Raw genomic sequence first — 25,663 nt, 5'->3', positions numbered from 1 at the left:
GGAAACTTAAAGGCTACCGCCCAGCGCGGCGCACGCGCCACGAAGCCGAGCCGCTCCTGCAGCGCCTGCGAGTCAACTTTGATGACTACGCCGTCGATATCGAATCCCAGCTCAGGACGCGTATCCTCTACCCGACGGTAGAACGCCAGCGCTTCTTCCGCGCTGTGCACCAGCTGAACGCGATCGCTGACCGGCAGTCCCCAGGCTTTAAACTGCTGTAACCGCGCATAGTGGCTGCCCGGCAGCTCGCCGCCTTCCAGCAGCCCGAAGCCGTAACAGAAAAAGGTGAGCGGACGCTTCGCGGTGATGCGCGGATCGAGCTGGCGCAGCGAGCCCGCGGCGGCGTTGCGCGGGTTAGCGAAGATTTTACCGTCGGTGCGGCGCGCTTCGGCATTCAGCTTCTCGAAGCCGCGCTGCGTCATAAAGACTTCGCCGCGCACTTCCAGCCGCGCGGGAAAATCGTCGCCCTTCAGGCGCAGCGGGATTGCGCCGATGGTGCGGACGTTGGCGGTGATGTTCTCGCCCGTGGTGCCGTCGCCGCGCGTGGCAGCGCGCGTCAGCAGACCGTTCTCGTAAAGCAGGCTCACCGCCAGTCCATCCAGCTTCAGTTCGCAGCAGTAGGCGATATCGTCGCTGTTTTTCAGGCGATCCTGCACGCGCTTGTTGAAGGCGAGAAAGCCAGCTTCGTCGAAGGTATTGTCCAGCGACAGCATCGGCACCTCATGGCGCACCTGCTCGAATACCGTTAGCGGCGCGGCACCCACGCGCTGGGTCGGCGAGTCGGGCGTAATGAGTTCGGGATGCTGCTCTTCCAGCGCGCGCAGTTCGCGCATCAGGCGGTCATATTCGGCGTCCGGTATTTCGGGCGCGTCCATGACATGGTAGAGGTACTCGTGATGGCGCAGCGTGGTGCGCAGTTCGGTGATCTGGTCCTGAACGGATTTCATATTGCCCCATCAGATAAAAAACCCCCGACAGGCGGGGGTTTGGTGAAACAGAATTAACGGTCTGCCCTATTCTCTGGATTCAATGACTTCGCGTATGCGGTTCTTGTAAGTTTCCAGCTTCTGCGGCGTCATCATGCGACGCTCGTCGTCCAGCACCACGCCGCCGACGTCATCGGCGATACGCTGCGCAGACTGCAGCATCAGCTTAAAGTTTTGGTTCGCGTCGCCGTAGGAGGGCACCATCATAAAGATCGAGATGCCGGGCGTAGAGAAGTCAGACATCTCATCTGGATTGAACGAGCCGGGCTTCACCATGTTCGCCAGACTGAACAGCACGGGACCGCTGCCCGCCGGGCTGAGATGGCGATGGAAAATATTCATTTCGCCGAACTGGAAGCCCGCTTGCAGAATGCCCTGCAGCAGCGCTTCGCCATTCAGCGTGCCGCCGGTATGCGCGGCGACGTGCAGCACCAGCACCGTCTCTTTCGGCTTGCCTGGCGCTTTCGGCGCCTCCTGGCGAACCGGTTCAACCGGCTGCGGTTCATGCTGTTCCGGCTGGTGGCGAACAGGCTGCTGCGGCTCCGGCTCCGCCTCGTACAGCGGCTCGGGCTGCGCGGCGTCCAGCGGATCTAAATCGAGCAGCGGATCGGCCTGTATCGGCTGAGCCGGCGCGAAACGCGGCGCAGGTTCCTGCGGCGTCTGAACAGGCTGAGGCTGCGGACGCGGCTGCTGTGGACGCGGCTGTTGCGGCGCCAGCAGCGGATCCTCTTCCTGCTGAGGCTGCGGACGCGCGGCGGGCTGACGCGGCTTCTCCGGCGCGGCGGCGAAAACCGGCGCGTCATCCTGCTGCTCGTCGCGGAAATGATCGATGCGCGGCTCCTGATGCGGCCGCTCATGGCGCACGCGAACTTCGCCGACGCTCTCTTCGTCCTCGGTCAGGCTATCTTCATCGTCGCGCTGGTCGCGCTGTTTCAGCCGTTTGTGCGGGCGATCGCGAAACACTGACGAACGCTCTTTACGGCTGGTCCACAGCCCGTGAAGAAGGAGCGCTATAATGGCGATCGCGCCAACAACGATTAATATCAGACGCAAATCCTGCATCATTGTATTCTCTGTTGTTCCAATACCTTGCCACCGCGGCAAACTTTATCCTCTAACTGTATTTGCCCAGCTAAACAAGTGCAAGCTCGTGCAGTATTTTCTGACAAATAAGATAGTCACCCCACGTTTTTTTGCTGTTTTTTCACACAATCGCCTCATGGTCAGGAGAAAAAGCCAGGTTATCATGGTCTCGCCTGATTATTTCCTGGAGAGTTGCCTGTATGGCCCACGAGAACACTGTCTCAAGTTTCAACGGCGTGCACTATTTTAGCGAAGGCTGGAGACTGGTTCGTCTGCCAGGCATTCGGCGTTTCGTCATTATTCCACTGCTGGTCAATATTCTGCTGCTGGGCGGCGCGTTTGTCTGGCTCTTCTACCAGCTGGGCAGCTGGATCCCGCAGCTGATGGCGCACATTCCCGGCTGGCTGCAGTGGCTAAGCTATCTGCTCTGGCCGCTGTCGGTCATTTCGATCGTGCTGGTGTTCAGCTACTTCTTTTCTACTATTGCCAACTGGATCGCAGCGCCGTTTTGCGGCCTGCTGGCGGAGCAGCTGGAAGGCCGCCTGACGGGCAAACCGCTGCCGGACAGCGGCTGGATGGCGATGCTGAAGGATGTGCCGCGCATTATGAAGCGCGAACTGCAAAAGCTCGGCTACTATCTGCCGCGCGCGCTCGGCCTGCTGCTGCTCTACTTTATTCCCGGCTTTGGCCAGACGGTGGCGCCGGTGCTGTGGTTTCTGTTCAGCGCCTGGATGCTTTCGGTGCAGTATTGCGACTATCCGTTCGATAACCATAAAGTGAGCTTTCAGCAGATGCGCAGCGCTCTGCGCCGCCATAAAAGCGCCAATATGCAGTTCGGCGCGCTGGTCAGCCTGTTCACCATGATTCCGATTCTCAACCTGGCGATTATGCCGGTTGCGGTATGCGGCGCGACGGCGATGTGGGTCGATCGCTACCGTGCGCAATTAGGCCGCGCTGAGCTACGCTAGTACTCATCAGAGCGCCTTATGCATTTTTTAACAGGGCTTATTGCGTGGGGACATATAGATATGCGTTTTCTTTCCTTCCGCGCGTAGACAGAAAGGGTATGCTCAGTGGGTTCCCAATAATTCATACAGTTAAGGACAGGCTATGAGTAAGATCTATGAAGATAACTCGTTGACAATTGGTCATACGCCACTGGTTCGACTGAACCGCATCGGTAACGGCCGCATTCTGGCGAAGGTAGAATCCCGTAACCCGAGCTTCAGCGTAAAATGCCGTATCGGTGCCAATATGATTTGGGACGCAGAGAAACGCGGTATTCTGAAACCTGGCGTCGAACTGGTTGAACCGACCAGCGGCAATACCGGCATCGCGCTGGCCTACGTCGCCGCCGCGCGCGGCTACAAGCTGACGCTGACCATGCCGGAAACGATGTCCGTCGAACGTCGCAAGCTGCTGAAAGCGCTGGGCGCCAACCTGGTGCTGACCGAAGGGCCGAAAGGCATGAAAGGCGCTATCGCCAAAGCGGAAGAGATCGTCGCCAGCGATCCGGACAAATATGTGTTGTTGCAGCAGTTCAGCAACCCGGCAAACCCGGAAATTCACGAGAAGACCACCGGCCCTGAAATCTGGGAAGATACCGATGGCGCGGTAGACGTGTTTATCGCGGGCGTCGGCACCGGCGGCACCCTGACCGGCGTCTCTCGCTATATCAAGAATACCAAAGGCAAGAAAGAGCTGATTACCGTGGCGGTGGAGCCAACCGACTCGCCGGTTATCGCTCAGGCGATTGCGGGCGAAGAGATCAAGCCTGGCCCGCATAAGATTCAGGGCATCGGCGCCGGCTTTATTCCCGGCAACCTCGATCTCGATCTGGTGGACCGCGTCGTGGCGATCACCAATGAAGAGGCGATCAGCACGGCGCGTCAGCTGATGGAAGAGGAAGGCATTCTCGCTGGCATCTCTTCCGGCGCGGCGGTCGCAGCGGCGCTGAAGCTGCAGGAAGACGAAGCCTTCGCCAACAAGAATATCGTGGTCATTCTCCCCTCTTCCGGCGAGCGCTATTTGAGTACCGCGCTGTTTGCCGATCTTTTCACCGAGAAAGAGCTGCAGCAGTAACGGCAGATTCCGAAAACGCCGAAAAAAGCACCCAAATGGGTGCTTTTTTGTGGCGCAGATCGCACTTTCACCACCGCCCAGATTGATTTCAGTGACTCAGCTCTGGTATTTAAGCTGCCAATTATTTCGGTGCCTGAAATTAATCAGCCTTTGAAGTGGATCAAGCTGAATCGATTTACGCATTTGGCGAAACGGCGAATCACGGCATAATTAGCAGCTGAAGCGCTCGACAGGGATTTTGACCCTTCAACTGGAATGACTTACTCATTCAAGCGCATTTAATGGTCAGCGTAACGCTATACCCGCGCACCTACACAGGCTAAAGTTACGGCTCCAGGCTAGACTTTAAGTCCATAACACCAAACCTGATAACGTTGGGGAAACAAAATGTTCCAGCAAGAAGTTACTATCACCGCGCCTAATGGTCTTCACACCCGCCCTGCCGCGCAGTTTGTTAAAGAAGCGAAAGCGTTCCAGTCAGAAATCACCGTTACCTCTAACGGCAAATCCGCCAGCGCCAAGAGCCTGTTCAAACTGCAGACGCTGGGCCTGACCCAGGGCACGGTTGTGACGCTCTCCGCAGAAGGCGAAGATGAGCAGCAGGCCGTGGAGCATCTGGTTAAACTGATGGCTGAACTGGAGTAATCCAGTCAGCTTTTGCTTTACACCGACTCCTTTGCCCCATTGAGTGCAAACATCTTGATCGCGGACAACTTGTCCGCGTTATCACATCCGTAGAGTACAGCTCCCGCGACAATGGCAACGCATTGGGTCTAAGAGCCATCGTGATTAAAAGGTAGGGTTATGATTTCAGGCATTTTAGCATCACCAGGTATCGCTTTCGGCAAAGCTCTGCTGTTGATTGAGGATGAGATCGTCATCAACCGCAAGAAGATTTCTGATGACCAGGTTGACCAGGAAGTAAAACGCTTCCTCGACGGCCGCGCTCAGGCTGCGCAGCAGCTGGAAGCGATCAGAGTGAAAGCGGGTGAAACGTTTGGTGAAGAGAAAGCAGCCATCTTCGAAGGCCACATCATGTTGCTGGAAGACGAAGAGCTGGAGCAGGAAATCATCGACCTGATCAAGAAAGATCACGCTTCGGCCGACGCTGCCGCCTACTCCGTGATCGACGGTCAGGCGAAAGCGCTCGAAGAGCTGGACGACGAATACCTCAAAGAACGCGCCGCTGACGTTCGCGATATCGGCAAACGTCTGCTGCAAAACATTCTCGGTCTGCATATCGTCGACCTGAGCGCTATCCAGGACGAATCCATCCTGGTAGCCAAAGATTTAACGCCGTCGGAAACCGCACAGCTGAACCTGAAAAAGGTGCTGGGCTTTATCACCGACCTCGGCGGCCGCACGTCTCATACCTCGATTATGGCTCGCTCGCTGGAGCTGCCGGCAATCGTCGGCACCGGCAACGTCACTGCCACGATCAAAAACGGCGATTTTCTGATTCTGGACGGCGTGAACAATAAAGTTTACGTCAATCCGTCAGAGAGCGAGCTGGAAGAGCTGAAAGCGGTTCAGACCCAGTATCTGAGCGAAAAACATGAGCTGGCCAAGCTGAAAGATCTGCCGGCGATCACGCTGGACGGTCACCAGGTTGAAGTGTGCGCCAACATCGGCACCGTGCGCGACGTCGCTGGCGCAGAGCGCAACGGCGCAGAAGGCGTCGGCCTCTACCGCACCGAATTCCTGTTTATGGATCGCGACTCGCTGCCCACTGAAGAAGAGCAGTTCCAGGCCTATAAAGCGGTGGCTGAAGCTGTCGGTTCGCAGGCGGTGATTGTGCGCACCATGGATATCGGCGGCGACAAAGATCTGCCTTACATGAACCTGCCGAAAGAAGAGAACCCGTTCCTCGGCTGGCGCGCCATTCGTATCGCCATGGATCGCAAAGAGATCCTTCATGCCCAGCTGCGCGCTATTTTACGCGCCTCTGCCTTCGGCAAGCTGCGCATTATGTTCCCGATGATCATCTCTGTTGAAGAGGTGCGCATCCTGAAAGCCGAACTGGAAACCCTTAAGGCGCAGCTGCGCGAAGAAGGCAAAGCGTTCGATGAAAGCATCGAAGTCGGCATTATGGTGGAAACCCCGGCGTCGGCGGTGATTGCGCGTCATCTGGCGAAAGAAGTCGACTTCTTCAGTATTGGGACAAACGACCTGACGCAGTATACTCTGGCGGTCGATCGTGGTAATGATTTGATTTCGCATCTGTATAACCCGATGACGCCGTCGGTGCTGAATTTAATCAAGCAGGTGATCGACGCTTCTCACGCCGAAGGCAAGTGGACCGGCATGTGCGGTGAGCTGGCAGGTGATGAACGTGCTACACTACTGTTACTGGGTATGGGGCTGGACGAATTCAGCATGAGCGCCATTTCAATCCCAGGCATTAAGAAAATCATTCGCAATACTAATTTCGAAGATGCGAAGGCTCTGGCGGAGCAGGCTCTGGCTCAACCTACAGCAGAAGATCTGATGAACCTGGTCAACAAGTTCATCAAAGAGAAAACACTCTGCTGATCCACGAGACGCTGGCCCAACAATACTGTTTAGGAGAAGAATATGGGTTTTCTTGACAAGCTTTTTGGCAATAAATCAGAAAGCACATCTGGGACGATTGATATTGTTGCGCCTCTGTCAGGCGAAATCGTAAACATTGAAGACGTACCGGATGTGGTGTTTGCCGAGAAGATCGTTGGCGACGGTATCGCCATCAAACCAACCGGCAACAAAATGGTTGCGCCGGTCGATGGCACTATCGGTAAGATTTTCGAAACCAACCACGCGTTTTCAATCGAGTCTGACAACGGCATCGAGTTGTTTGTGCACTTCGGTATCGACACCGTCGAGCTGAAAGGCGAAGGCTTTAAGCGCATCGCGGAAGAAGGCCAGAAGGTCAAGAAAGGCGATGTGGTGATCGAGTTTGATCTGCCGCTGCTGGAAGAGAAAGCTAAATCTACGCTGACGCCTGTCGTCATCTCCAATATGGATGAGATCAAGGAGCTGGTTAAGCTCTCTGGTCAGGTTACCGTTGGCGAAACACCGGTGATCCGCATTAAAAAGTAACGGACGCAGCTAAGAAAAACGGCACCCGCGGGTGCCGTTTTTTTTTGTTCTCAGCCGCAGAGAGTCAGACCTTATCCTGCGCCTGCCAGCGCGGCAGACGAATCGTCAGCTCCAGCCCGCCTTCAGGGCGATTCACCGCCTGCACCTCGCCGTGATGCGCCAGCACCACCTTACGCACGATAGCCAGCCCCAGCCCGTAGCCTTTGCCCAGCAGCGGCGAATTGACCCGCACAAAAGGATCGAAGATGCTGGAGAGCTTTTCATCGTCCACGCCTGGTCCCTGATCGCGTACGCGAATCGCCAGCCATTCCTGCTCCGCCTTCAGCCTGACCTGAATATGCTGACCGGGCAGCGAGAAACGCAGCGCGTTGCGCAGCACGTTCTCGATACCTCGGCGAATCAGCTCGGCGTTGCCGCGCACGGTGTAATCGGCGTTTTCATCAACCAGGAAGTCAACCTGCACGCCGGGGATTTGCGCCTCGTAGCGCACATCGGTGACTACCGCGTGCACCAGGCCGGTCAGATCGAAATATTGTTCGTCAGGCATGCTCTCATGCTCGGCGCGCGACAGCGTCAACAGCTCGCCAATCATCTTATCCAGCCGCCGCGCCTCTTCGTCGATGCGATCCAGAGAGGCGTTAACGCTGGCTGGCGTCTGACGCGCTAAGCCCGTGGCGAGTTGCAGACGCGCCAGCGGCGAACGCAGCTCGTGCGAAATATCATGCAGCAGCTCCTCGCGCGCGCGCACCAGAGTATCGAGCCGCTCCACCATGGCGTCGAACGCCTCCGCCACGTTAGAGAGCTCATCGTGGCGTTTGCGCATCATGGGGTAGAGCCGCACGCTGAGATCGCCGTTCGACACGCGTGAAAAGCCCTCGCGCAGCTGGCGCATCGGCCGCGTCAGGTTCCACGCCAGCAGCAGGCTAAATAACAGCCCGACCGAGCCGGCGAAAAGAAACATCGGCTCGGGGATATTGAGAATGCGGCGCGGCCCGTCCATGCCCATCGAGCTGTCTTCGCGCAGGCCTTTGACGTTATAGCGCAGCTCATACTCTTTGCCGTCCGCCCCTTTTACCCAGCGCACGATCACGTCGGGGAACTTGCCCTGAAACGGCGGATTGAAGGTTTCCGGCAGCGGTTCGGAATGAACGGGTCGGGCATGCTGGATGACGGAAAAGAACTGACGATCGTTAGGCTCCCAGTCCGCCATCATATCGTTCAGCGAGCCGAGCCCGCCGCGCTCCAGCACTGAAACCGCAGAGGCCATCTGCAAGTTGACGATGCGGCGCGTGGCGATAATTTCCGGCGGCTCGTGGCGATTGCCGGCAATGCTGAAGCCGAGCCAGAGCAGCTGGCTGATAATAACGAATACGATCCAGAAGCCGATTAAAATCTTCCAGAACATGCGCCCGCGGTAGTTTTGCTTCATCGAATGCGGTAGCCGATGCTGCGCACCGTTTCGATATTGACGCTGTCGGCGGTGAGCGCCGCCAGCTTCTGACGGATATTGCTGATATGCACGTCAACGCTGCGATCGTAGGCTTCGCGCGGGCGGCCCAGCCCTTTTTCCGACAGCTCATCTTTCGATACCACGCGGTCCGGCGAGCGCATCAGCAGATCCAGCAGATTGAATTCCGAAGCGGTGAGATCGAAGGCTTTGCCCTGCCACTCGGTCATGCGCGTGGCGGGATTGAGCGTCAGTTCGCCCCAGCGCAGCAGCTCTTTTTTATCCGGCAGCGGCGCCTGCTCTTCGAAGCGGCGCAGCACGGCGCGCAGCCGCGCCACCAGTTCGCGCGGGTAGCAGGGCTTCGGCATATAGTCGTCCGCGCCCATCTCCAGCCCGATCACGCGATCGATGTTGTCCCCTTTGGCGGTCAGCATGATCACCGGCAGGCGGCTGTTCTGCCGTACCTGACGCAGCACGTCGATGCCGCTCATATCGGGCAGCATAATATCGAGGATCATCGCGGTGTAGTGGCCGGAAAGCGCGCCTTCGATACCGGCGCTGCCGGTTAATACCAGCTGAGTTTCAAAGCCTTCGGCAATAAGGTACTGGCTGAGCATGGTGCCCAGCTCCACATCGTCGTCAACTAACAAAATTTTCATAGGGGTCTCTCGCCTGAATTGCCGCTATTTTGTCCTGAGCGGGCGCCGGACGCAGCAGATTTTACGCGTTCCTTACAGATCCGACGTCAGACGATGCTCAGGATGACTATAGACAAAAACGGCCCGGCTGCACCAGGCAGGCGCAACCGGGCCGTTTCGCAGAGAGGCTAGCGGTATACGCCGGTCGAGAGATAGCGGTCGCCGCGATCGCAGACGATAGCGACGATAACGCTGCCGGGCCGCGCCTGAGCGATGCGCAATGCGCCTGCCACCGCGCCGCCGGAGCTGACGCCGCAGAAGATGCCTTCGCGGCGCGCCAGCGAGCGCATCGTCTCTTCCGCCTCGGCCTGTCCCATATCCATCACCTCGTCCACCAGCTCGGGCCGATAGATGCCCGGCAGATAAGCCTGCGGCCAGCGACGAATGCCGGGTATGGCGCTGCCCTCTTCCGGCTGCAGGCCGATAATGGCCACGCTATCGCTTTGCTCTTTCAGGTAGCGCCCGACGCCGGTAATGGTGCCGGTGGTGCCCATGCTGGAGACGAAATGGGTCAGGCGTCCGGCGCTCTGCTGCCAGATCTCCGGACCGGTGGTCTGGTAGTGGCCAAGCGGATTATCGGGATTATTGAACTGATCGAGCACATGCCCTTCCCCGCGCGCCATCATCGCCAGCGCCATATCGCGCGCGCCTTCCATGCCCTGCTCGCGGCTCACCAGCACCAGCTCGGCGCCGTAGGCGCGCATCGCGTCCTGTCGCTCCTGGCTCATATTTTCAGGCATCAGCAAGCGCAGCGCGTAGCCCTTCATGGCGGCGATCATCGCCAGCGCGATGCCGGTATTGCCGCTGGTCGCCTCAATCAGGCGGTCGCCGGGCGCGATCTCGCCGCGCAGCTCTGCCTGGTGGATCATCGACCAGGCGGCGCGATCCTTGACGGAGCCGGCAGGGTTGTTGCCTTCCAGCTTGAGCCAGATTTCGCTGCCGTTGGCAGGCGTCAGGCGCTGGAGTTTGATCAGCGGCGTATTGCCGATGGTGTTTTGCAGAGTGGTCAAGTTGCGTTTCCCGGCGAAGCTAAGCGAACAAAAAAAGGGCGGGATCGCTCCCGCCCGCTGTCGCGTGAGAAAATATCAGGCGCTTTCGGCAAAGGCAACAGCGCGCAGCGGCGTCGCGCCCTGATAGAGGCGCGCCTGCTGCAGGCCGACGAACAGGCGTTCGCCGCGCACCGGCGCGCTTCGTTCGCCGTCGTACACCAGCGAAAAAGGTTCGCTCTGCCAGCCGGTCGGCTGAACCACCAGCTGCCAGAAGTGGCCGCGCGGGCTCACCTCGAGGATCTGCACCGGCAGCGGCGTCTCCAGGCTGCTCTGACGGGAAACGTCAATCTCCCACGGCCGCAGGAAGAGCTCGACCGCGCCCTGATGCGCCGGGGTGTAGCCCAGCGGCCAGTGGTGCGCGCCGACGTGGAACTGCGAGCCGTGGACCTCGCCGTCGAAGCGGTTCACTTCGCCGAGGAACTCCAGCACGAAGCGCGTGGCGGGATCGCGCCACACCTCATCCGGCGTGCCTACCTGCTCGATATTTCCCTGGCTCATCACCACCACGCGATCGGCCACTTCCATCGCCTCTTCCTGATCGTGAGTCACGAAGACGCTGGTGAATTTCAGCTCTTCATGCAGCTGACGCAGCCAGCGACGCAGCTCTTTACGCACCTGCGCGTCCAGCGCGCCGAAAGGTTCGTCGAGCAGCAGGATCTGCGGTTCGACCGCCAGCGCGCGCGCCAGCGCCACGCGCTGCTTCTGGCCGCCCGACAGCTGCGCCGGGAAGCGGTTCGCCAGATGCGCCAGCTGCACCATCTCCAGCAAACGCGTCACGCGCTGCTTAATTTCCGCCGAGGACGGACGCTCGCGGCGCGGCAGCACCGTCAGGCCGAACGCGATATTGTCGAACACCGTCATATGACGGAACAGCGCATAGTGCTGAAATACGAAGCCGACCTGGCGGTCGCGGGCGTGCAGCGCGCTGACATCTTTATTATGAAAGCGAATCTGCCCGCTGTTCTGGTGCTCCAGCCCGGCGATAATACGCAGCAGCGTGGTTTTCCCGGAGCCGGACGGGCCCAGCAGCGCCACCATCTGGCCAGAAGGAATATCCAGAGAGATATCGTTCAACACCGGAGTGCGGCCGAAAGATTTGTTGATCTGGTTAATCTCAATGCTCATGATTTTCCTCCTGTTGCAGGCGATGCTGCTGTTGCTCTAAACGCCACTGCAACATGCTTTTCAGAAACAGCGTCACAATTGCCATCAGCGTCAGCAGCGCGGCAGCGGTAAACGCGCCCACCACGTTGTAATCCTGATGCAGTAATTCAATTTGCAGCGGCAGCGTGTAGGTTTCGCCGCGAATCGATCCCGATACCACCGAGACCGCGCCGAACTCGCCCAGGGTGCGGGCGTTGGTCAGTACCACGCCATAGAGCATCGCCCAGCGGATGTTCGGTAGCGTTACGCGGCGGAACATCTGCCAGCCAGAGGCGCCAAGCAGGACCGCCGCCTCATCTTCGTGGCTGCCCTGGCTCAGCATCACCGGCACCAGTTCGCGCACCACGAAGGGACAGGTCACGAAGACGGTGGCCAGCACCATGCCAGGCCAGGCGAACATCACCTGAATGTTATGCGCGTCCAGCCAGCTGCCTGCGGTGCCGTTGACGCCCCAGAACAGCAGATACATCAGGCCAGCCACCACCGGCGACACGGCGAACGGAATGTCGAACAGCGTCAGCAGCAGCTGGCGGCCGGGAAAGTTAAAGCGCGTCACCAGCCAGGCGAGCAGCGTGCCGAACACCAGATTAACCGGCACGGTAATCAGCGCGACCAGCACCGTTAGCCAGATGGCGTGCAGCATGTCGCTGTCGCCGAGATTCTGAAAGGCGACGCCCAGCCCCATCTTCAGCGCTTCGTAGAAGATAGAGATCATCGGCACCACCAGCAGCAGCAGCGACACCAGCACGCCGATGCCGATCAGCAGCCATTTGCCCCAGTTGACCGGCTGGCGCTCGGTAGCATTGATGTGGGAAATATCCGCCATTAGTGACCTCCCAGTCGGCGGCCGAAGCGGCTCTGCAGGGTGTTAATCGCAAACAGCAGCACCAGCGACGCGGCCAGGATCACCGAGGCGATAGCGCTGGCGGCCGGGTAGTCGAACTCCTGCAAACGCACGAAAATCATCAGTGAGGTGACCTCGGTTTTCCAGGCGATATTGCCGGCGATAAAGATCACCGCGCCGAACTCGCCGATGCTGCGGGTAAAGGAGAGCGCGGTGCCCGCCAGCAGCGCAGGCGCGACTTCCGGCAGCACCACGCGGCGAAAGCTCTGCCAGGGCGTCGCGCCCAGCGTCTGCGCCGCCTCTTCATACTCGGGCCCCAGCTCTTCCAGTACCGGCTGTACGGTACGCACCACGAAGGGAATACTGGTAAAAGCCATGGCGACGGCGATGCCGAGCCAGGTATAGGAAACTTTTACGCCGAAGGCGTTGTAGATCCACTCGCCGTACCAGCCGTTCATCGAGAAGAGACCGGCCAGCGTCAGGCCCGCCACCGCGGTTGGCAGCGCGAACGGCAGATCCACCAGGCCGTCCAGCAGCGTGCGGCCGGGAAAGCGATAGCGCGTCAGGATCCACGCCATAATCATGCCGAACACCGCATTAAACAGCGAAGCGACGGCCGCCGACAGCAGCGTCACTTTATAGGCCGCCACCATTTGCGGATTGCTGATCACCTGCCAGTACTGCGCCAGCGTCATCTGCGACAGCTGCATCAGCAGCGCGCTGATCGGCAGCAGCAGAATCAGACAGGTAAACAGCAGGCTGGTGCCCAGACTCAGGCCGAAGCCAGGCAGAACGCGTTTCTGACCTAAGGCAAACATTATCCACGCCCCGCTGATAACAGTTGATCCAGCTCACCGCCGCTGGCGAAGTGGGTTTTCATCGCTTTATCCCAGCCGCCGAACTGATCTTCCACGCGGAACAGCTGCGTCTGCGGGAAGCGATCTTTATGCTCGCTCATCAGCTGCGGGTTGTTCACGCGGTAATAGAAATCGGTAACGATTTGCTGCGCCTGCGGCGTATAGAGATAGTTGAGGTAGGCTTTCGCCGCGTCCGCGGTGTGACTGTGCTCGACGTTTTTATCCACCCAGGCGACCGGGAACTCGGCGAGAATATCCGTTTTCGGCACCACGACTTCATACTCGTCTTTGCCGTACTGATTACGGATATTGTTCACTTCCGATTCAAAGCTGATCAGCACGTCGCCCAGGCCGCGCTCGGCGAAGGTGGTGGTTGCGCCGCGCCCGCCGGTATCGAACACCTCGACGTTCTTAAGGAACTGCGTCATAAAGGCGCGGGTTTTCGTTTCGTCTCCGCCGTTAGCTTTGCTGGTGGCGCCCCAGGCAGCCAGCCAGGTGTAGCGCCCGTTGCCGGAGGTTTTCGGATTGGGAAAGACCAGCTTCACGCCGTCGCGGCCAAGGTCGGCCCAGTCGTGAATCTGTTTTGGATTGCCCTTGCGCACCAGAAACGCCATGGTGGAGTAAAACGGCGAGCTGTTGTTCGGCAGACGGCTTTGCCAGTCGGCCGCGACCAGGTTGCCTTTATCGTGCAGCACCTGCACGTCGGTGACCTGGTTATAGGTGACCACATCGGCGCGCAGCCCCTGCAGGATCGCCAGCGCTTGCTTAGACGAACCGGCGTGCGACATCTTGATGGTGAGTTTGTCATCGGGATGGCTGGCATCCCACTGTTTTTCGAACGGCGCATTCAGGGCGACAAACAGCTCGCGCGCGACGTCGTACGAGCTGTTGAGCAGTTCGGTGGCACTGGCCGCGCCCGCCAGGCTAAGCGACAAGGCGATACCGCCGACGATATTTTTCATCGTTCTTTTGGTCATGGGGCACCCTGAGAAAACAAGAGATCCGGCTTATGCCAGCCGTTCGCCCAGTGTATTTATAACCCCATGAAAAGCTGTAGCGGTTTTATATATCGTTTGATGATTTCAAAGTCGAAAATGGCATAAGCGGGCGGAAGAGTTTATGCGTCAGGCGGGAATGGCGCTGACGCTAAAGGCTTTAACGCTGCCAGATGATTTTGCTTAGCTTCCAGCTTTTCAATACGTCATCCGACGGCATCAGACCGTCCGGGCCGTGCCAGTCGCCGCTGTAAACATAGGAGATATGCTGGCTGCCCGGCGCGCGGCATTCGACGTCGTGACTGCCCGCGCCACCCGCCAGCCTGCAGTTATTAAAGGCTTTGCTAAATCTGTCGCTAAAGGCGTCGCCGATTTTCGCACCGTCCTGCGCGGCGACGTCGCTGTCCATCACCTCAATACGCTCTACGCTGCTGGAGCCGCTGATCTGCAACTTCACTTTGCCGTCGTCCAGCGCCTGCCAGAAAGCGATAACGTCGCCGTTTTCGCTGCGCATGCCCTGCCGCAGCTTATAGTTGTCTTTCAGGCCGTCGCTGATGGCGCCTTCGCTCATTGCGGTGGCGCCGCCGACGCCGCCGACGCCCTGTTCGGTGACCGTCAGCGATGAACCAAACCAGTTCCACGGCAGCGCCGACGACCAGTGGTAGCTCAGCGGGTTATACCAGCTTACGTCGGACGCAGAGGCGGAACCGGAACCCGAACTGGCGCAGCCGCTTAGCAGCGCGGCGGCAACCAGCAGCGAAATGGGTAAAGCTTTCATGAAAACTCCTGTTAACACTGTGCCAAACGGCAGAACTCATTGGAGTCGCCAGCGGCAAAAAAGTTTATTCCGCCAGCTGATGTTCCGGCAGAAAGCAGTCGCGCAGCCTGACGTTAGCCAGCAGCCACAGCAGCGCCAGACCGTCGAACAGCGTCAGCAGCAGCGGCCAGGGCGACGCAAGCAGATCGCCAGACGCGAACGTAGCGCCCTGCCATGCCAGATTGACCGCCAGCGACAGCGCCAGCACCCAGCGCCACGCCTGCCACAGCCGCGGCCAGCGCGCGCGATAGCCGGTCAGCAGCAGGCCGATCAGCGCGGGGGCGCCGAGCGCCAGCCCGAGCCAGAACGCCTGCCGATCGGGATAGAACAGCCCCAGCAGATCGCTGCCCTGCTGGCGCGACGCGCCCGCCATCATCAGCAGGATCCAGGTGCGCGCCAGCAGCAGCAGCAGCAGCCAAAAAAGAAACGGCAGCCGTAGCTGCCCTTTCGCATCATATTCATCCGGCAGATATTTCACCGCATCAATACTCCCGATCTTCAATCAGCCGCTTGCCGAGCAGTACCGAATCCACCGGTTCGTACTCCAGCTTCTCGTAGAACGCCACCACCTGATCGTTCTCTTCGCGCACCATCAGGTTGATCTTGGGACAGCCGCGCGCGATCAGCTTCTTCTCCAGCCGGTTCATCAGCGCGTTGGCGAAGCCGCGGCCCTGGTAGTCGGGATGCACCGCCAGATAGTAGGCGGAGCCGCGATGGCCGTCGTAGCCGCCCATCAGCGTGCCAACCACCTCGCCGCCGACTTCCGCAACCAGAAAGAGGTCCGCGTCATGGTTCATCTTGCGTTCGATATCCAGCTCCGGATCGTTCCATGGACGTAACAAATCGCAACGCTCCCAGAGCGTGATCACCTCTTCAAAATCTTCCTGGCGGAAGGCGCGGATTTCCATCTTCTTTACCTTGCAAATAAGCACAATTCGCTGATTATCACGCATTCGCCGCCGCGTGCAAGCCCGGTTAGCGCAGCCTGGAACAAAAACCGGCATTTTTTCTGTTAGCAACCTGACATACAAAGTAAAGCGCTGAAAGGGTTCCGCCCTCGCGGCGGACAAACTGTTACGATATAACACTGTGCACACTATCCGCTAATGGACCAGCCCATGCCCACACTATCCCTGCTCAAGCGCCTTACCAACCGTCGCCAGCTGCTGCTCTCCGGCCTGGCGCTGGCCGTGCTCTCCCCACGCGCGATCCAGGCGAAAGAGGAGAATGCGCCGCTGCGCGCAAGCCCGCGTCACGCGCAGCCTGCGCCGCCGCAGAAAAACGGCAAGCGCATCGTGATGATCGATCCCGGCCACGGCGGCATCGACTCTGGCGCCGTCGGCAGCGAAGGGTCGGAAGAGAAACATATTGTGCTGGCGATTGCGAACCAGGTGCGCGCGCTGCTGCAGGCCCATCCGCGCATCGAAGTACGGCTGACGCGCGACAGCGACCACTTTATTCCGCTCTACCAGCGGGTCGAGATCGCCCACCAGCACGGCGCGAACCTGTTTATGTCGATTCACGCCGACGGCTTTACCAGCCCGGAAGCCAGCGGCGCCTCGGTGTTCGCCCTCTCGAATCGCGGCGCCAGCAGCGCCATGGCGCGCTATCTCTCCGATAAAGAGAATGCGGCGGATAAAGTGGGCGGCGCCAAAGTCGAGGAGCAGGATCACTACCTTAATCAGATTCTGTTCGACCTGGTGCAGACCGACACCATCCGCAACAGCCTGACGCTGGGCAAACACGTGCTGGATCAGATCCGCCCGGTGCACCGGCTGCACAGCGAACACACCGAACAGGCGGCGTTCGCCGTGCTCAAATCGCCATCGATTCCGTCAGTGCTGGTAGAGACCTCGTTTATTACCAATCCGCGCGAAGAGCAACTGCTCGGCACCGACGCTTTTCGCCGTAAAATCGCCACGGCGATCGCCGACGGCATTACGCGCTACTTTGATGAGTACGATCGCCGCAATGGTCAGGTATAATCGCGCCACTTTTTTGCAACGAGTTCGAAGCCATGCCCGATATTTCCCGCGTTAAAGCCTTTCTGCTGAACCTGCAGGAGACGATCTGTAATCAACTGGCGGCAGCTGACGGCGGCGCGCAGTTTATGGAAGACAGCTGGCAGCGTCCGGGCGGCGGCGGCGGACGCAGCCGCGTGCTGCGCAACGGCGCGGTGTTTGAGCAGGCAGGCGTTAACTTTTCCCACGTGCACGGCGATCAAATGCCCGCGTCGGCGACGGCGCACCGTCCCGAGCTGGCGGGCCGCAGCTTCGAAGCGATGGGCGTATCGCTGGTGATCCATCCGCACAGTCCCTATGTGCCGACCAGTCACGCCAACGTGCGCTTTTTTATCGCCGAAAAGCCGGGCGCCGATCCGGTGTGGTGGTTCGGCGGCGGTTTCGACCTGACGCCCTACTACGGCTTCGAGGAGGATGCGGTGCACTGGCATCAGACCGCCTTCGACCTCTGCCAGCCGTTCGGCGACGAGGTCTATCCGCGCTACAAAAAATGGTGCGACGACTACTTCTACCTGAAACACCGCGACGAGCAGCGCGGCATCGGCGGCCTCTTCTTCGACGATCTCAACGCGCCGGACTTCGACACCAGCTTCGCCTTTATGCAGGCGGTGGGCAACGGTTTCCTCGACGGCTATCTGCCGATCGTCGAGCGCCGCAAAGCGCAGCCCTGGGGCGAGCGCGAGCGTCAGTTTCAGCTCTATCGCCGCGGACGCTACGTCGAGTTCAATCTGGTGTGGGATCGCGGCACCCTGTTCGGCCTGCAGACCGGCGGCCGCACCGAATCCATCCTGATGTCGATGCCGCCGCTGGTACGCTGGGAGTATGACTACCAGCCCGCGCCCGACTCGCCGGAAGCCGCGCTGACGCGCGACTTTTTACCGGTGCGCGACTGGCTATAACGGCGCGGTTTGCGCCTCGACCACCGCCAGCGCCACCATATTCACAATGCGCCTGACCGAGGCGATGCGCGTCAGCACATGCACCGGCTTGCTGATGCCCATCAGCACCGGGCCAACGGTAACGCCTTCCGAACTGGAGACGCGCAGTAGGTTGTAACTAATGCGCGCCGCTTCCACATTGGGCATGATCAGCAGGTTAGCCGCCCCTTTCAGCGGGCTGTCAGGCATCAGCTCGCGGCGTACGCTCTCCACCAGCGCCGCGTCGCCGTGCATCTCGCCATCCACTTCCAGCTCGGGCGCCCGGCGCTGAATAATCGCCAGCGCCTCGCGCATCTTGCGCGCCCCCGGCGCGTTCGAGGTGCCGAAGCTGGAGTGCGACAGCAGCGCGACGCGCGGCTCAATGCCGAAGCGCCGCACCGTTTCCGCCGCCAGCAGCGTCAGATCGGCCAGCTGTTCCGGCGTGGGATCGTCGTTGACGTAGGTGTCGGTAATAAAGGTATTGCCGCTGGGCAGCAGCAGCGCGTTCATCGCGCCCGCGACCTTCACGTCGTCGCGCAGGCCAAACACCTTCTCCACCACGTCATAATGCTCATGGTAGTCGCCGATGGTGCCGCAGATCAGCGCATCCGCCTCGCCGCGATGCACCATAATGGCACCGATCAGCGTCGGATTGCCGATCACCGCGCGCTGCGCCTGCTCGGGCGTCACGCCGCGCCGCTTCATCATCTGGTAATATTCGTTCCAGTACGCCTTGAAGCGCGGATCCGATTCGTTGTTGACCACGTCGAAATCTTTGCCCGCCTCGATCTTCAGCCCCTGCTTCTGCAAACGCATCGCGATGACATTGGGACGCCCTATCAGGATCGGCCGCGCCAGACCGAGCGTCACCAGCTCCTGCGTGGCGTGCAGCACCCGCGCCTCCTCGCCTTCCGCCAGCACCACGCGCTTTGGCGCCTTGCGCGCCTGGGAGAAGATCGGCTTCATAAACAGGTTGGTTTTATAGACGAACTCGGCCAGCTTCTCGCGGTAGGCGTCGAAATCCTCAACGGGCCGGGTCGCCACGCCCGACTCCATCGCGGCGCGCGCCACCGCCGGCGCGATCTGCACGATCAAGCGCGGGTCGAAAGGTTTAGGTATCAGATAGTCTGGTCCGAAGCTGAGATCCTGGTCATCGTAGGCGGAGGCGACTACATCGCTCTGCTCCGCCTGCGCCAGCGCGGCAATGGCGTGCACCGCCGCCAGCTTCATCTCTTCGTTGATAGTGGTCGCCCCGACGTCGAGCGCGCCGCGAAAAATGAACGGGAAGCAGAGCACGTTATTAACCTGATTAGGAAAGTCTGAGCGACCGGTGCAGATGATGGCGTCGGGGCGCACCGCCTTCGCCAGCGGCGGCATAATTTCCGGCTCAGGGTTGGCCAGCGCCAGGATCAGCGGATCGCGCGCCATCTTTTGCACCATCTCCGGCGTCAGCACGCGCGGCCCCGAGCAGCCGAGAAAGATATCGGCGTTTTCAATCACCTCTTCCAGCCTGCGCGCCCCCTTATCTTCGATGGCGTAGGCAGACTTGGTGGGCGTCATATCCGCTTCGCGATCGCGGTAGATCACCCCTTTCGAATCGCACACCACGATGTTGCGCTTCTGCATGCCGAGCGCCACCAGCAGGTTCAGGCAGGCGATAGCCGAGGCGCCCGCGCCAGAAACCACCAGCCGCACTTCGCCAATCGCTTTCTCGACAATGCGCAGCCCGTTGAGCACTGCGGCGGTGCAAATAATCGCCGTGCCGTGCTGGTCGTCATGAAAAACCGGAATCTTCATGCGCTGGCGCAGCTGCTGCTCGATATAGAAGCACTCCGGCGCCTTGATATCCTCCAGGTTGATGCCGCCGAAGGTAGGCTCCAGCGCAGCGATAACGTCGATCAGCCGGTCGGGATCCTGCTCGTCTATCTCGATATCAAAAACGTCGATGCCGGCGAACTTCTTGAACAGCACCCCTTTGCCCTCCATCACCGGCTTGCCCGCCAGCGCGCCGATATTGCCGAGCCCCAGCACCGCGGTGCCGTTGGAGATTACCGCCACCAGATTGCCGCGCGCGGTGTATTTATGCGCTGCCAGCGGGTCCTGCGCAATTTCCAGACAGGGCGCCGCAACGCCGGGGGAGTAAGCCAGCGCCAGATCGCGCTGGGTGGCGAGAGGTTTGGTGGGGGAAACCTGGATTTTGCCCGGGGTGGGAAACTGATGAAAATCCAGCGCGCTCTGCTTGAGTTGGTCGTCCATTGTCGGTTCCTTTTTCAGCTTCGGTGCGCTGGCAGTATAAAAGGCTGACGACAGGGAAAACCTCGGAGCGATCGCGATCGGGGCGTTCGGTGCCGCTGGCGACACCGTTTTGCACGCTACTGCGTCATACTGAGGATGGTCCGGATGTTCTGCGCAGAGGTGGCGACGATATCGATAGCGCCGGTGCGCAGCGCGCCGAGCAGCGCCATCGCTTTGGTGTTTTCCGCAGCGATGGCGATAACGCAGGGAATTTTACGCAGCTCGTCGATGCTCAGACCGATGACGCGATCGTTCATCACCGTGTCCACGTGTTGGCCCTGAGCGTTGAAAAAGTCGTAGCCCGCCACGTCGCCGGTGACGCCCTGATTGACGCTGGCATCGATAATTTCATGCGGCGTAAACCAGCCGAGTTTGACCATATAGCTGTTTTCATTCATATCGCCGATGCCCACCAGAGCGATATCCGCTTTGCGCGCGCGATCCAGCGTCTCTTTAATGGTGCCGTTCTGCATAAACGCCTCTTTCAGCGCACGGTTTTCCACATAGGCGGGCGCATAGAGCGTTTCGCTAAAGCCGCCGAACTTTTTCGCCAGCCGGCGGCTGATATGATCGGCGTTGATGGCGTCGCCCGGGCGATGGGTGCCGCCAATACCGCAGATAAAGTGACAGTTGCGCAGCGGCACCGCGCCGGGATGATCGGCCACCGCCGCGACGTTACGCCCCTGTCCTACCGCCACCACGGTGTTCTCTTTGAGATTTTTGCGCCAGATGCGCCGAGACCAGCGCCGCCACCTGACGACGCTGCTCGTCGCCATCCTGCTGGTCAAGCGCGATCAGCGCGCGCTGCAGCTGCGGAAAGCGATCCAGCAGCTGCTGCTCCAGTCGGGTACTGAATACCGGATGGTAGCGAACATTGATCTCGACAATGCCCTCTTCTTTCGCCCGTTTCAGCAGTCGTCCGACTTTGATGCGCGAGATGCCGAACTTGCGCGCGATCTCTTCCTGTGTGATCTCATCCTGATAGTAAGCGACGGCGATTTCCGTCAGCAGTTCCGTGTCCGGAGCGAGGGTATGTTTTTCCATCGTGACCTGATTGAGCGTTGCCGTTAACTGCCAGGATTTATAACACTGATGCGGCTCACTTAGCCAGGCAAGCGCCCGTGAGCCGCTTTCATCATCACATATCAGCGGCGGATGGCGTCAATTTTCAGCATGCGCGCAATCACGATATCCAGCTCTTTTTGATCGAAGATCTGCTTCCAGTCCGGCTTGACGATCTTCTCGCGGCCATACTCCATGGCGATCATGCAAGCGTCCGAGAAAGGGTTGGTGGCGCGGAAGGCGACCGCCAGCGCGATCTGGATATGGCCGTAAAGCATCGCCTTCGCCGCCTCTTCCGGCACGCCGCTGTGTTTTACCGTCTCATCCAGCGCCTCTTTCATAAAGGCGCCGACCATGCAGGCGACGGTTTCCACCAGCGTCGGCTCCAGATAGGCGAGCTGCGTCACCGTCACCCAGTGCACCTGATCCACCGGGCCATACATCACGTTGATCACCTTCGCCAGCTCCGCCCTCTGCGCGTCGCTGCCGTTCTCCCACGCCGCCGCGATATGCTGGATCGCCGCCACGCCGCCAAAGGCATCCTCATGCTCCTCTTTGGTGTAGCGCTGCAGGAATACCGACGGATGGCAGGGGTGCGCCACCGCATACTCGATATCGTCACGCTGGGCGATAAGATTGGCGTAGGCCGCCGCCGGATCGAGCGTCAGCAGCACCGCATCGCGCTTCATTTGCGGCACCACCGTTTCCGAGACCTTGCCCAGTACGATATCGGGCACCGCCAGAATGACCACGTCGCTCAGCGGCACCACCGAGGCGGCGTCGGAAATTTCGCGACCCTGAGCGCCGATCTGCGCCTGCGCCTGCGGCGAGTTTTCGCAGTAGAAGACCTGATAGTCGCTGCGCTGCAGGTTGGCGGAGATGCGCATGCCCATTTTGCCGCCTGCGCCAATAACAGTAATGGTTTTCAGTTGATTGCTCATGGTGTTACTCCTGATCTTGTTTACGACGTAAGAATTCGACGCAGCGCTGCGTCCACTGCGCTTCCAGCTGGCAGGTGCGCTCTGCGCTCTCCTGCCACGGCAGCCAGTGCTCGATAATCTGGTTAATGCCTTTTTCGGCTGGCCGCACGCTGGCGATCAGCGCGTCGTAATCCAGCAGCCCTTCGCCGAGCGGCACGCCCGCCAGGGTAAAGCCGACCCAGCCGTCGCGGCGCGAAAAGGCGAAATCTTTGATGTGCAGGTTGCCGACGCGCGCGACGGTGTTGGCGATGACCTGCTGCGGCAGCTCCAGTCCCGCCACGCAGTTGGCCGGATCGAGACAGACCGCCAGCCATGGCGAAGGGAAAAGGTCGATAAGTGCCATCAGATCGGCGCTGGAGATTTGCTCATAGATTTCCAGGCAGAGTTTGACCTGCTGACGTTCGAAAGCGGGCAGCACATCGGCGATAAGCTGCTGCGCCTCGGCAGGCGACGGACGATGGCTGGCGGTAAAGCACATTGAGCGGATGACTTTCGCTTCCAGCAGCGCCGCCATATGCAGATAGCGCTGCAGATGGGCGGTGGCGAGGCCGCGCGTGCCCAGCTCCAGCGTGATGCCGAGGGCGTCGGCCTGCTGCTTCAGGGCGCCCAATTGCGCGTCGCTCCAGCTTTCAATCGCCGGGTAGTCGCAAATCTGAAACACCGGCACGTCGAGGTCGGCGGTCTGCTGCAGCATTTGCGCCAGCGTCAGCGGCTGCGGGGCGCGTTCCGACAGGCGCCAGAAAAAGGCGTAGGTGCTTAATCCAATCCGGCTCATACGCTCTCCCTCGCCAGCAGCGCGTCGGCTTCGTCAACTATCTGCGCCAGCGCGGCGGGATCGTGGGCGAAGCGGCCGAGAAACAAGCCGTCGACGCTCTCTTCCAGCCGACTCAGCAGGCCAGGGCCGGCGCTGCCGCCGTAGATCACCTGCAGCGTGATGCCTGGCGGCAGCGGCTGCTGGCGCAAGGCGCGGCACACCGCGCGAATATGGCCTTCCGGCGCGGGCTGCGGCGCGCCGATCGCCCACTGCGGCTCGTAGGCCAGCAGCAGGCTGCCGTGCAGCGACTGCGCCTCGGCCAGCGCGCGCCTAAGCTGTATGGCGCACGCCTCTGCCGCCGCGTCGGGCGTATCCTGCTGCGCCTCGCCGATGCACAGCACAGGCGTCAGATGGGACTGCAACGCCAGCGCGACTTTTGCAGAGATCTGCGCATCGTTTTCCGCAAAGTGACGGCGGCGTTCCGCATGGCCTATCTCCGCCAGCGTTCCGCCCAGCTCCTGCACCATGCTGGCGCTCACCTCGCCGGTCCAGGCGCCGCTGGCGGCGGGCGCGATATTTTGCGCGCCGACGCGCACCGGCGTATCGGCAAACAGCGCTTTTACCGCCGGTAGCGCCGGAAAAGCGGGCAGCACAAACAGGCCGACGCGTCCGTCGCGCACCGCAGGATGCTGGCGCGCAATCTGCGCGACCGCGCGGCACCATGCCAGCGTCTGCGCGTAGCTGAAATACATTTTCAGGCTGGTTCCCAGCCAGATAGCGGGCTGCGTCATACTGAGGCTCCCTGCGGCTGGAGTGCGCGTAGACGCTCTGCCACCGTGGCGACAATCAGCGCCAGCGACACCGCGCCGGCGTCCGGCGTGCCCAGGCTTTTCTCCGCCAGCGGACGGGCGCGGCCCATCTTCGGCAGCAGCTGTGCGGTGGCCTGCGCAGCGGCCTGCGCCGTTTCGGCCGCCAGCTGCCAGGCGTCAGGCAGCGCCTCCCCTCGCGCGACCGCCGCGCTCAGGCTGTCGCTGAACGGCACCAGCACATCCACCATGGTTTTGTCACCGGGTTGGGCTTTGCCGAAGTGCATAATGCCCTCTTTAGCCTGCTTCACCCCTTCAGCGACACGCTGCGCGTCGGGCTTGCTTTCGTCGCCGAGCGCGGTACCGATGGCGGTCAGCGCCACGCCCCACAGCGCGCCCGAAGTGCCGCCCGCCTTATCCGCCCAGGCGTCGGCGGCCTGGCACAGCAGCGTGCCCGCGCCCGCGCCCTGCGCCGCAACGTCACGCGCCTGCGCCAGCGCGCCCAGTACGCCGCGCTCCATGCCGATGCCGTGGTCACCGTCGCCGGCAACGGCGTCGATGCGCCCCAGCTGTTCAGCATTGCGTTGTATCACGACGGCGATGGCGTCGAGTATCGCCAGCACGCGCTGCGCGCTCTGCTGCGACGCGACGCTGGCGGCGGGAATTGCGTTCTGCGTCGCCTGCTGGCACTCGCTGGCCTCCAGCGGTTCGGCGACGATCACGCTGCCTTTGCGAAAAGCCGGCGCGTTGGCCGGGGCGCGCCAGCACTGTTCCAACGCCTCATCCAGCCACATCAGCGTCAGCGATGCGCCTGCCATATTAAAGCTGGTGACGAATTCGCCCACTTCAGGCTCGACAATCTCCAGCTGCTGTTCGCGCAGCAGCTGCGCAACGCGGCGATAGACCACGAACAGCTCTTCATATTTCACCGATCCCAGGCCGTTGAGGACCGCCGCCACGCGCGTGCCTGGCTGCAGTTTGACGCCCGCCGGCAGCTCGCTCAGCAGGTTGTCGACGAAGATTTCCGCCAGCACGTCGGCGCGCGGCACGTCGCTTTCGCTGATGCCTGGCTCGCCGTGAATACCCATGCCGAGCGCCATGCGCCCGGCGTCGATGCTGAACAGCGGCTGCGTCGCCCCAGGCAAGGTACAGCCGGAGAACGCGACGCCAAAAGAACGCGTGCGCTGGTTGGCATGACGCGCCAGCGCGGCCACCTGCGCCAGGCTGTGGCCCGCTTCGGCGGCGGCGCTGGCGACTTTGAATACGGTTAAATCTCCTGCGACGCCGCGGCGCTTTTCAATCTCTTCCAGACTGGCGCTGGAGATATCATCGGTGACCGTCACCACCTCGCAGGCGATGCCTTCGGCCCTCAGGCGCTCGCACGCCTGACCGAAATGCAGCACGTCGCCGGCGTAGTTGCCAAAGGTGAGCAGCACGCCGCCGCCGTTGTGCGCCGCGCGCGCCACGTTAACTATTTGCTGCGCCGACGGCGAAGCGAACAGATTGCCCATGGCGGCGCCGTGCGCCATGCCCTGGCCTACCAGTCCGGCGAAGGCGGGATAGTGGCCAGAGCCGCCGCCCACCACCACCGCCACCGTGCCGGGCTGGCTGCGCGTGCTGCGCACCACGCCGCCAGGCACCTGGCGGACTTTATCCGCGTTGGCCGCGACAAAACCTTCGATCAGCTCCGCCGCAAAGGCAGAGGGCTGGTTATAGAGATACGTCATG

Annotated in this window: 24 protein-coding genes and 1 pseudogene; 7 read left to right on the top strand and 18 right to left on the bottom strand. The window is 60.7% G+C overall.

The features are described from left to right. Together ligA and zipA are read right to left on the bottom strand one after the other, a co-directional pair. The coding region (gene ligA, locus HA46_RS13825; protein WP_084884891.1) for an NAD-dependent DNA ligase LigA at positions 1-947 on the bottom strand (947 nt) is incomplete at its 3' end. Between the two features lie 66 nt (positions 948-1,013). Further along, on the bottom strand, positions 1,014-2,051 hold the full coding sequence (gene zipA, locus HA46_RS13820) for a cell division protein ZipA (protein ID WP_033791737.1): 1,038 nt from the start codon (positions 2,049-2,051) through the stop codon (positions 1,014-1,016). 218 nt (positions 2,052-2,269) lie between these two features. Here zipA and cysZ point away from each other — a divergent pair, with 218 nt between their 5' ends. From cysZ to crr, 5 genes are all read left to right on the top strand, one after another. Beyond that, entirely contained in the window at positions 2,270-3,037 is a 768-nt protein-coding gene (cysZ, locus tag HA46_RS13815) for a sulfate transporter CysZ (protein WP_033791738.1), read from the top strand. A 142-nt stretch (positions 3,038-3,179) separates the two neighbouring features. Continuing rightward, complete coding sequence (cysK, locus tag HA46_RS13810) at positions 3,180-4,151, top strand: cysteine synthase A (RefSeq protein ID WP_033791739.1); 972 nt, start codon at positions 3,180-3,182, stop codon at positions 4,149-4,151. 387 nt (positions 4,152-4,538) lie between these two features. Continuing rightward, positions 4,539-4,796: a phosphocarrier protein Hpr gene (gene ptsH / locus HA46_RS13800; RefSeq protein ID WP_007889063.1), complete on the top strand. Its 258-nt coding sequence runs from the start codon at positions 4,539-4,541 to the stop codon at positions 4,794-4,796. Between the two features lie 159 nt (positions 4,797-4,955). Beyond that, positions 4,956-6,683: a phosphoenolpyruvate-protein phosphotransferase PtsI gene (gene ptsI, locus HA46_RS13795; protein WP_033791740.1), complete on the top strand. Its 1,728-nt coding sequence runs from the start codon at positions 4,956-4,958 to the stop codon at positions 6,681-6,683. A gap of 42 nt (positions 6,684-6,725) precedes the next feature. Continuing rightward, positions 6,726-7,229 (top strand): PTS glucose transporter subunit IIA, encoded by a 504-nt coding sequence (gene crr, locus HA46_RS13790; RefSeq protein ID WP_033753703.1) that lies wholly within the window; start codon positions 6,726-6,728, stop codon positions 7,227-7,229. Between the two features lie 64 nt (positions 7,230-7,293). On the opposite strand, the gene HA46_RS13785 is transcribed toward crr, so the two are convergent. The 10 genes from HA46_RS13785 to HA46_RS13740 form a co-directional block, all read right to left on the bottom strand. After that, positions 7,294-8,658, bottom strand: a complete 1,365-nt coding sequence (locus HA46_RS13785; protein WP_033791741.1) for an ATP-binding protein — start codon at positions 8,656-8,658, stop codon at positions 7,294-7,296. Further along, positions 8,655-9,335 (bottom strand): response regulator transcription factor, encoded by a 681-nt coding sequence (locus tag HA46_RS13780; protein ID WP_033791742.1) that lies wholly within the window; start codon positions 9,333-9,335, stop codon positions 8,655-8,657. Before HA46_RS13780 ends, HA46_RS13785 begins: the two co-directional genes overlap by 4 nt. Before the next feature lie 167 nt (positions 9,336-9,502). Continuing rightward, positions 9,503-10,384 (bottom strand): cysteine synthase CysM, encoded by an 882-nt coding sequence (gene cysM, locus HA46_RS13775; RefSeq protein WP_084884888.1) that lies wholly within the window; start codon positions 10,382-10,384, stop codon positions 9,503-9,505. 75 nt (positions 10,385-10,459) lie between these two features. Continuing rightward, positions 10,460-11,548: a sulfate/thiosulfate ABC transporter ATP-binding protein CysA gene (gene cysA / locus HA46_RS13770; protein ID WP_033791746.1), complete on the bottom strand. Its 1,089-nt coding sequence runs from the start codon at positions 11,546-11,548 to the stop codon at positions 10,460-10,462. Next, positions 11,538-12,413, bottom strand: coding sequence for a sulfate/thiosulfate ABC transporter permease CysW (cysW, locus tag HA46_RS13765; RefSeq protein ID WP_048786136.1), 876 nt, complete (start codon positions 12,411-12,413; stop codon positions 11,538-11,540). Before cysW ends, cysA begins: the two co-directional genes overlap by 11 nt. Continuing rightward, the gene (gene cysT, locus HA46_RS13760) at positions 12,413-13,249 is read right to left on the bottom strand and encodes a sulfate/thiosulfate ABC transporter permease CysT (protein ID WP_033791750.1); all 837 of its coding nucleotides are present in this window, start codon (positions 13,247-13,249) and stop codon (positions 12,413-12,415) included. Before cysT ends, cysW begins: the two co-directional genes overlap by 1 nt. Beyond that, positions 13,249-14,265, bottom strand: a complete 1,017-nt coding sequence (locus HA46_RS13755) for a sulfate ABC transporter substrate-binding protein (protein ID WP_084884886.1) — start codon at positions 14,263-14,265, stop codon at positions 13,249-13,251. Before HA46_RS13755 ends, cysT begins: the two co-directional genes overlap by 1 nt. Positions 14,266-14,443: 178 nt before the next feature. Beyond that, positions 14,444-15,061 carry an RpoE-regulated lipoprotein gene (locus HA46_RS13750; RefSeq protein ID WP_084884884.1) on the bottom strand — a complete coding sequence of 206 codons (618 nt, stop codon included), beginning with the start codon at positions 15,059-15,061 and terminating at the stop codon, positions 14,444-14,446. A 64-nt stretch (positions 15,062-15,125) separates the two neighbouring features. Next, the gene (locus HA46_RS13745) at positions 15,126-15,596 is read right to left on the bottom strand and encodes a DUF2919 family protein (RefSeq protein ID WP_410477661.1); all 471 of its coding nucleotides are present in this window, start codon (positions 15,594-15,596) and stop codon (positions 15,126-15,128) included. After that, positions 15,583-16,008: a GNAT family acetyltransferase gene (locus HA46_RS13740; protein ID WP_033753728.1), complete on the bottom strand. Its 426-nt coding sequence runs from the start codon at positions 16,006-16,008 to the stop codon at positions 15,583-15,585. Before HA46_RS13740 ends, HA46_RS13745 begins: the two co-directional genes overlap by 14 nt. A gap of 210 nt (positions 16,009-16,218) precedes the next feature. Between HA46_RS13740 and amiA the strand changes: the two genes are divergently transcribed. Next, complete coding sequence (amiA, locus tag HA46_RS13735; protein WP_033791755.1) at positions 16,219-17,085, top strand: N-acetylmuramoyl-L-alanine amidase AmiA; 867 nt, start codon at positions 16,219-16,221, stop codon at positions 17,083-17,085. 32 nt (positions 17,086-17,117) lie between these two features. Beyond that, complete coding sequence (gene hemF / locus HA46_RS13730; protein ID WP_033791756.1) at positions 17,118-18,020, top strand: oxygen-dependent coproporphyrinogen oxidase; 903 nt, start codon at positions 17,118-17,120, stop codon at positions 18,018-18,020. Here the strand turns inward: hemF and maeB are convergent. The 6 genes and pseudogenes from maeB to HA46_RS13700 all read right to left on the bottom strand — a co-directional run bounded on the left by maeB (position 18,015) and on the right by HA46_RS13700 (position 25,662). After that, entirely contained in the window at positions 18,015-20,294 is a 2,280-nt protein-coding gene (gene maeB / locus HA46_RS13725) for an NADP-dependent oxaloacetate-decarboxylating malate dehydrogenase (RefSeq protein WP_033791757.1), read from the bottom strand. The two genes, hemF and maeB, sit on opposite strands and share 6 nt — an antisense overlap. A 116-nt stretch (positions 20,295-20,410) precedes the next feature. After that, a pseudogene (locus HA46_RS13720) lies at positions 20,411-21,377 on the bottom strand (sugar-binding transcriptional regulator). A 101-nt stretch (positions 21,378-21,478) separates the two neighbouring features. Further along, positions 21,479-22,336 (bottom strand): phosphogluconate dehydrogenase C-terminal domain-containing protein, encoded by an 858-nt coding sequence (locus HA46_RS13715; protein WP_084884882.1) that lies wholly within the window; start codon positions 22,334-22,336, stop codon positions 21,479-21,481. Positions 22,337-22,340: 4 nt separating this feature from the next. Further along, a complete protein-coding gene (locus HA46_RS13710; RefSeq protein WP_084884881.1) occupies positions 22,341-23,150 on the bottom strand; it encodes a sugar phosphate isomerase/epimerase family protein in 810 nt (269 codons plus the stop codon). Beyond that, positions 23,147-23,920 (bottom strand): triose-phosphate isomerase family protein, encoded by a 774-nt coding sequence (locus tag HA46_RS13705; RefSeq protein ID WP_084884879.1) that lies wholly within the window; start codon positions 23,918-23,920, stop codon positions 23,147-23,149. Before HA46_RS13705 ends, HA46_RS13710 begins: the two co-directional genes overlap by 4 nt. Then, positions 23,917-25,662: a dihydroxyacetone kinase family protein gene (locus HA46_RS13700; RefSeq protein ID WP_084884876.1), complete on the bottom strand. Its 1,746-nt coding sequence runs from the start codon at positions 25,660-25,662 to the stop codon at positions 23,917-23,919. Before HA46_RS13700 ends, HA46_RS13705 begins: the two co-directional genes overlap by 4 nt. Between the last annotated feature and the right edge of the window lies 1 nt (position 25,663).

This window comes from Pantoea septica, from assembly GCF_002095575.1.
GTDB lineage: Bacteria > Pseudomonadota > Gammaproteobacteria > Enterobacterales > Enterobacteriaceae > Pantoea > Pantoea septica.
Note: the sequence above shows the minus strand (reverse complement) of the source record. Positions and strands in the feature narration are given on the sequence as shown.